The following is a 6963-nucleotide window of genomic DNA, read 5'->3' as shown; positions in this document are numbered from 1 at the left end:
GGATCCGGACGGCCCCCCTTCACATGCGCTTCCTCGGAAGAAGACCTCAGAAGAAGACCGACCTGCGCTGCACGAGCAGCTTGTACAGCGTGTGCTGGATCTGCTCCCGCACCTGGTCCGTCAGGTTGAACATCAGCATCGGGTCCTCGGCCGCCTCCGGCGGATACCCGTCCGTCGGAATCGGCTCCCCGAACTGGATCGTCCACTTCGTCGGCAGCGGCACCGCACCCAGCGGTCCCAGCCACGGAAACGTCGGCGTGATCGGGAAGTACGGAACGCCCAGGACCCGCGCCAGCGTCTTCGAGTTGCCGATCATCGGATAGATCTCCTCCGCGCCCACGATCGAGCACGGCACGATCGGCACCCCGGCCCGCAGCGCCGTCGACACGAAACCGCCCCTGCCGAAGCGCTGCAGTTTGTACCGCTCGCCGAACGGCTTACCGATGCCCTTGAAGCCCTCCGGCATCACCCCGACGACCTCGCCGCGCTGCAGCAGCCGTTCCGCGTCCTCGGCACACGCCAGCGTGTGCCCGGCCTTCCTGGCCAGCTCGTTGACCACGGGCAGCATGAAGACCAGGTCGGCGGCGAGCAGCCGCAGATGCCGCTCGGCCGGGTGGTTGTCGTGCACCGCGACCTGGAGCATCAGCCCGTCCAGCGGAAGCGTCCCCGAGTGGTTCGCCACGATGAGCGCCCCGCCGTCCGACGGGATGTTCTCGATGCCCTTCACCTCGACCCGGAAGTACTTGTCCGCGAGGGGCCGCAGCATCGACATGAGGACCTGGTCGGTCAGCTCCTTGTCGTAGCCGAACTCGTCGACGTCGTAGTCGCCCGTGACCCGCCGTCGCAGGAACGCGAGCCCGCCCGCGATCCGCCGGTCCCAGCCGGCCCGCCCGGAGACCTCGTGCGCCTCCTCGGGAGGCGTGGCCTCCTGCGCACCCGCCACCGGCGCCTGCGCTCCCCGCAGGGCGCTCACAGGCGCCGCACCGGGGCCGGCAGGCGCCTGGCCCCGGCCGCTCCCCGGCAGCACGCTCCTGCGCCGCGCAGCGCCTGAGCGCGAACGGTCGTCGTCGAACGGAATGACCTTGGCGTCCGCCATCGTCGGTCGCGCTCCTCTACCTGGCGCCGTGAGTCGAATGTGTCGCATCGGTCCCGCCCCCGGCCGGCCCCCCGGCGAAAGGCAGATCCGCCAGCCGCCCGACAGCCCTGCTCATCATCTCGGGCGGCAGCAGCCCCGGTCCCCGGCTGCGCGCGAACTCGGCGAAGGTCTCCGCCGTGGTGAACCTGGGGCGGAAACCCAGGGTCTCGCGCATCTGTACGGTCGAGACCACCCTGCCGTGGGTGAGCAGCCGGATCTGCTCCGGCGAGAAGTCGGTCATGCCGATCGTGCGGAGCGCCGAGCCGACCCAGGTGACGGCGGGCAGCAGCACCGGCACGGTCGGCCGGCCCAGCCGTCGCGAGCACTGCGAGAGCAGCAGCACACCGTCGCCGGCGATGTTGAAGGTGCCGCTGTTCAGGGTTCCGCGCCGCGGTTCGCGCGCCGCGATCTCCAGGACCGCCATGACGTCGTCCTCGTGGACGAACTGCAGCCGCGGGTCGTATCCGAAGACGGTCGGCAGGACGGGCAGCGCCAGGTAGTCGGCCAGCGGCGAGTCCGGCTCCGGGCCCAGGATGTTGGCGAACCGCAGCACGCAGACGGCGACGTCCGGCCGACGGCGCGCGAAGCCGCGTACGTACCCCTCGACCTCCACCGCGTCCTTGGCGAAGCCTCCGCTGGGCAGCGACTTGGGCGGCGTCGTCTCGGTGAAGACCGCGGGGTCGCGGGGCGCGGAGCCGTACACGCTCGTACTGGACTTGATCACGAGCCGCTGGACAGTCGGTGACTTCTGGCAGGCGCCCAGCAGTTGCATGGTGCCGATGACGTTGGTCTCCTTGACCGTCGTCCGGCCGCCGGCGCCGAGCGCCTTCCCCGAGACATCCAGATGAACGACCGTGTCGACCGAGTGCTCGGCGAGGACCCTGGCGATCGCGGGCTGCCTGATGTCCGCCGTGACGAATTCGGCGTCACCCAATTGGTGCTCGGGCGCGACCGCGTCCACGGCGATCACCCGGTCCACACCGGGGTCGCGCTGGATACGCCGTACGAAGCGGCCCCCCAGCTGCCGGGCCACTCCTGTGACGAGCACGATCTTCCCCAAGATCAGCGCCTTCCGTCGTTCGTTCACCGAGCGGGGTCTTCCCCTGGCCGTCACCGTAGCCGGTGGATGTTGCCCTGTGATGACCCCATGGCGGGCTTTGCCGAAGTCGTGGCCGGAAAAACACCGAAGCCCCTCCGCCTGAACGGCGGAGGGGCTTCGGATTCACGAACTGCGTTCGCTTACTTCTTGTTGCGACGCTGAACGCGCGTGCGCTTGAGCAGCTTGCGGTGCTTCTTCTTGGCCATCCGCTTACGCCGCTTCTTGATAACAGAGCCCACGACTACCCTCGCTCACTTCTTCTTCACTGGTGCGGGGCGTCTGGGCCCACACGACCTACGTCGGCCTAGCCTACCCGCCACTGGGTGAGGGGCGTAATCCGAGGGCAACGTCAGGCCGATTCCACCCCCACAAAGGACTCGCGGAGATACTCGTGAACCGCTTGCTCCGGGACCCGGAAGGACCTGCCCACCCGGATCGCCGGCAGATGACCGCTGTGCACCAAGCGGTACACGGTCATCTTCGACACTCGCATGACCGAGGCGACTTCCGCCACGGTCAGAAACTTGACCTCGTTGAGAGGCCTCTCGCTGCCAGCAGCCATGACCCACCTGTACCTTCCGCACGAGACGCGCACCGGCTTCCCCTCCGGTGACTCTTCGTCGTTGTGCGCTCACTCCCCAGATTAGGGGCGGGTGATGCGAGTGGGGAAGAGGTGAGACGACAGGCCGCCTACTGTGACAGACACGCCCGATTGAGTACATAGCGAGTAAGCGGGCGGTAGTAGTCCGACCGCACGGCGTCATCAAGCGGAACAGCGACGGACACCCGCCCCTCGGCCTCGCCCACGAACAGCGCGGGATCGTCCGTATCGGCCAGACCGATGGCCTCGATACCCAGCTGACCTGCCCCGCAGACCCATCCATGGTCTCCGACCACCAGCTCGGGCAGCACCCCGCAGGTCTCCGCGATCCCTTCCAGCACGGCCCGAACCGGCAGCGGCGAATGGGTGTGCGCGCCGGTCGCACTACCGGGGGTCCGCACGCCCGGTTCGCGCACCAGCGCGACTCCCCGTACGTAGTCGAGGTTGTACGTGCGTACGCCGAACCTGGTCGTTATGTCGATACATCGGCCCTGCGCGGGTGTGAGCACCGCGCACCCAGCCGCCGACAAGGCGTCTGCCAGTCCGGCGTAGAACCCGAGCAACCGGTGCGGATGACCGGTCCCGAACAGCACCGGAGCCCGCCTTTCCGCAGCCGCCCCGAGCCGCTCGGCGAACGCGCCCAAACCTGCCAGGGTCCGCTCCGGGTCGATCACATCAAGGCCCGAGACGTGATCAGGATCGTCCGACACACCGCACTTCTCCGCCATCAGCCGCAGCAGGTCACGCTCGCCCCAGAACCGGTCCGGATCGAGGCCCAGCATCACGCGCGGATCCCTCGCCGCGAAGAGCCGGTAGCTCTGCAGACTGTTCTGCCGCGACGTGGCCACAGGCCCGGCCAGCCTGGCCGCCAGCAGATGGGCGCGCAGCGCCCCGGTGCTCAACACCCTCCCGATGCTCCCGCACCGGGAACACCGCAGGACCAAAACCCCGATTGCGCCCCACCGTTGGCGTAACCCCTACTCAGGCCAGCAGCCCCCGCAGCGGAAACGCCGCCCGCCTGGTCGCCAGCACCGCCTGGTCCAGCCGGTCCGCCGGGTCGTACCCGGCGTCCCACGACTGCCACGACGGGGTACGGCCGTCCGTCATCCGGGCCGGCCCCAACTGCCGCGTCCGGGCGTAGACCTCGTCCCGCCACGAGGACGGAATCACCGACTCAGGGTCCACCGGCGCATGGGCGGCGATCCCCACCAGATGCGCCCAGGACCGCGGCACCACATCGACCACCGCGTACCCGCCCCCGCCGAGCGCCACCCAGCGCCCGCCTTCCGCGTACTCGTGGGCGAGCTCGTGGCACGACGCCATGACGGCCCGCTGCGCATCCAGCGACACCGCCAGATGGGCCAGCGGATCCTCGAAGTGCGTGTCGGCCCCGTGCTGGGTCACCAGCACCTGCGGCCGGAAGTCCGCCAGCAACTCGGGCACCACCGAATGGAACGCCCGCAGCCACCCCGCGTCCCCCGTACCGGCGGGCAGCGCCACGTTCACCGCACCGCCCTCACCCGCCCCGCCGCCGGTCTCCTCCGGCCACCCGGTCTGCGGGAACAGGGTGCGCGGATGCTCGTGCAGCGACACGGTCAGCACCCTCGGGTCCTCCCAGAACGCGGCCTGCACCCCGTCCCCGTGGTGGACGTCCACATCGACGTACGCGACCCGTTCGGCCCCCAGCTCCAGCAGCCGGGCAATGGCCAGCGCCGGATCGTTGTAGATACAGAAGCCGGCGGCACCTCCCGGCATCGCATGGTGCAGCCCACCGGTGAAGTTCACGGCGTGCGCACTCTCCCCGCGCCACACGGCCTCCGCAGCCCCCACCGAAAGCCCGGCGATGAGCGCGGACGCCTCGTGCATCCCCGCGAAGGCGGGATCGTCCACGGTCCCCAGCCCGTACGACTGGTCAGCCGCCGCAGGATCCGCGGATGCGGCCCGCACGGCCGCCACGTAGTCCTCGCGGTGCACCAGCCGCAGGGTGGACGCACCGGCGGCCTTGGCCGATCTCACATCCACCGCGGAATCGAGCCCGAACGCCCGCACCAGCCCCATCGTCAGGTCAAGCCTGACCGGATCCATGGGATGACTGTCACCGAAGTCGTATCCCGATACTGCGTCATCCCACATCAGCCGCGCGCGCCCGCTCATGCCCGCCACCGTATCGGGCGGGCTCGGAGCCGAACGACCGGGCATACACGAGCGTCGCAAGAACCAGCACCATCGGTACGAGCATCGCGCCCCGATAGCTCCACGCGTCGCCCAGGGCCCCCACCAACGGTGATCCGACCAGGAACCCCACGTAGTTGAAGACGTTCAGCCGGGCGACAGCCACATCGCTCGCCCCCGGGAACATCCGCCCCGCGGCAGCGAAGGTCTGCGGCACGATCACACAGAGCCCCAGCCCCAGCATGGTGAACCCGAGCATCCCCCACCACGCCCCGGGCGCCCCGGCAACCACCCCGAAGCCCCCCGCCGCCAGCACACTCCCGAAGCGAACGACGGCCACCGCCCCGAACCGCCGCACCCCGAGGTCCCCCACGGCCCGCCCCAGCAGCGTGGTCACCATGTAGACGTTGTACGGAACGGTCGCCAGCTGCTCCGAACTGCCCAGCACGTCCTGCAGGTACTTGGCACTCCAGTTGGAGACCGTCGAGTCCCCGATGTACGCGAAGGCCATCACCAGACAGAGCGGCATCAGCAACTTGAACGGGACGGAACCGCCCTTCACCGGCTCCGCCGCCGCATCCCCCGCCGCCCTGCCCTCCGCGTACCACCGGCTCCCCAGCAGCGCCGCGGGCAGCAGGACGACCACGGCCGGCAGGTAGGACACGAGCAACGACAGATCCCAGTGCGCTCCCGCCCAGGCCATGGACGCCCCGGCGATGCCGCCCAGGCTGTAGGCGGCATGGAACCCGAGCATGATGCTGCGCCCGTACGCCCGCTGAAGGCTGACGCCCATCATGTTCATGGACGCGTCCAGCGCACCGACCGCGAGCCCGAACGCACCGAGCGCGAGGGCCACCTGCCACAACTCGGTGCCCGCGCCCACACCCAGCAGCGCCAGCAGCACGACGGGCTGCGCCCACCTGAGCACGATCCCCGGCCGCACCCGCGCGACCACCTTCTCGGTGGCCACGCTGGCGATCCCCGCGAGGATCGGCACAGCGGCAAGGAAGGCGGGCAGCAGCCCGTCGGATATCCCGTACCGGTCCTGGATCGCGGGGATACGCGTCACGAGCAGAGCAAAGGTCACCCCTTGCACCAGGAAGCTCAATGCCAGAGAAGCCCTGCCGTGCCGCAACCGCGCATCCGTCATGGCCGCGAGCGTAGAGCCATCGATCTACCCCTGGGTAGATCGATCAGGCGAGCAGTTTGGGCAGCTGCGACATGTCGGAGAAGTGCCCGGTGACCCCGACGAGCCGGTCCGCCGGCATCATCGAGGTGAATCCGTACACGTCCATGCCCGCGGCACGGGCTGCTTCGACGCCGAGCGGACTGTCCTCGATCACGACACACCGCTCGGGGGCGACGCCCATCCGTTCGGCGGCGTGGAGGAACAGGTCCGGGGCCGGCTTGCCCTTCCCGACGTCCTCCGAGCTGAAGATCCACTCCTCCTCGAACCACTGGTCGAGCCCGGGCTTCCGGTGCCCGGCCGCGATCTTCTGGTGGCTTCCGGACGAGGCGACGCAGTACGCCACCCCGTCGGCGACGAGCTCGCCCAGGAGCTCCTCGACTCCGTCCACCGCGGCGATCTGCGCCTCCTGGAACGCGGCGAGCGTCCGGCGGTGCAGCTCCTCGTCGAAGTCCGCGGGCAGTTTCTGACCTGTCCGCTCCTCCACCAGATCGTGCACCCGGTGGACTGCGGCCCCCATGTAGTCGCGGACAGACTCCTCGTACGAGGTGGGGTGACCGAGCTCGGTGAGGTAGCCGGCTAGGACGGTGTTGGAGATCGGCTCACTGTCGACGAGCACACCATCGTTGTCGAAGATGACCAGTTCGTAGCGCATGGTCCGACCCTAGACGCTCAGAACGCAGAAAAGCCCCGTGCCACAAGGGCACGGGGCTTTCCCGGAATAATTGTTCGGCGGCGTCCTACTCTCCCACAGGGTCCCCCCTGCAGTA

Annotated in this window: 8 protein-coding genes; all 8 read right to left on the bottom strand. The window is 69.3% G+C overall.

Annotation, left to right across the window (positions count from 1 at the left end; genetic code table 11):
• Positions 1 to 46: 46 nt before the first annotated feature.
• Positions 47 to 1096 (bottom strand): lysophospholipid acyltransferase family protein, encoded by a 1050-nt coding sequence (locus ACFQ6X_RS35005; RefSeq protein ID WP_383187969.1) that lies wholly within the window; start codon positions 1094 to 1096, stop codon positions 47 to 49.
• A gap of 16 nt (positions 1097 to 1112) precedes the next feature.
• Positions 1113 to 2195 (bottom strand): NAD-dependent epimerase/dehydratase family protein, encoded by a 1083-nt coding sequence (locus ACFQ6X_RS35000; protein ID WP_383187971.1) that lies wholly within the window; start codon positions 2193 to 2195, stop codon positions 1113 to 1115.
• Between the two features lie 179 nt (positions 2196 to 2374).
• Entirely contained in the window at positions 2375 to 2473 is a 99-nt protein-coding gene (locus ACFQ6X_RS34995; protein WP_003948845.1) for a 30S ribosomal protein bS22, read from the bottom strand.
• Positions 2474 to 2583: 110 nt separating this feature from the next.
• On the bottom strand, positions 2584 to 2796 hold the full coding sequence (locus tag ACFQ6X_RS34990; RefSeq protein ID WP_014046653.1) for a helix-turn-helix domain-containing protein: 213 nt from the start codon (positions 2794 to 2796) through the stop codon (positions 2584 to 2586).
• A gap of 128 nt (positions 2797 to 2924) precedes the next feature.
• Positions 2925 to 3740: a phosphatase gene (locus ACFQ6X_RS34985; protein WP_383187965.1), complete on the bottom strand. Its 816-nt coding sequence runs from the start codon at positions 3738 to 3740 to the stop codon at positions 2925 to 2927.
• Between the two features lie 76 nt (positions 3741 to 3816).
• Positions 3817 to 4989, bottom strand: coding sequence for an acetoin utilization protein AcuC (locus tag ACFQ6X_RS34980; protein WP_383187963.1), 1173 nt, complete (start codon positions 4987 to 4989; stop codon positions 3817 to 3819).
• Complete coding sequence (locus ACFQ6X_RS34975; RefSeq protein WP_383187960.1) at positions 4958 to 6157, bottom strand: MFS transporter; 1200 nt, start codon at positions 6155 to 6157, stop codon at positions 4958 to 4960. Before ACFQ6X_RS34975 ends, ACFQ6X_RS34980 begins: the two co-directional genes overlap by 32 nt.
• Positions 6158 to 6200: 43 nt before the next feature.
• Positions 6201 to 6848 (bottom strand): HAD family hydrolase, encoded by a 648-nt coding sequence (locus tag ACFQ6X_RS34970; RefSeq protein ID WP_329209850.1) that lies wholly within the window; start codon positions 6846 to 6848, stop codon positions 6201 to 6203.
• Positions 6849 to 6963 lie beyond the last annotated feature (115 nt).

Source organism: Streptomyces sp. NPDC056452, from assembly GCF_042796085.1.
Taxonomy (GTDB): Bacteria; Actinomycetota; Actinomycetes; order Streptomycetales; family Streptomycetaceae; genus Streptomyces.
Note: the sequence above shows the minus strand (reverse complement) of the source record. Positions and strands in the feature narration are given on the sequence as shown.

Coding starts and splice junctions, on each gene's coding strand:
- ACFQ6X_RS35005 (WP_383187969.1), bottom strand. CDS start 1,096: ATGGCGGACGCCAAGGTCATTCCGTTCGACGACGACCGTTCGCGCTCA.
- ACFQ6X_RS34990 (WP_014046653.1), bottom strand. CDS start 2,796: ATGGCTGCTGGCAGCGAGAGGCCTCTCAACGAGGTCAAGTTTCTGACC.
- ACFQ6X_RS34980 (WP_383187963.1), bottom strand. CDS start 4,989: ATGAGCGGGCGCGCGCGGCTGATGTGGGATGACGCAGTATCGGGATAC.
- ACFQ6X_RS34975 (WP_383187960.1), bottom strand. CDS start 6,157: ATGACGGATGCGCGGTTGCGGCACGGCAGGGCTTCTCTGGCATTGAGC.
- ACFQ6X_RS34970 (WP_329209850.1), bottom strand. CDS start 6,848: ATGCGCTACGAACTGGTCATCTTCGACAACGATGGTGTGCTCGTCGAC.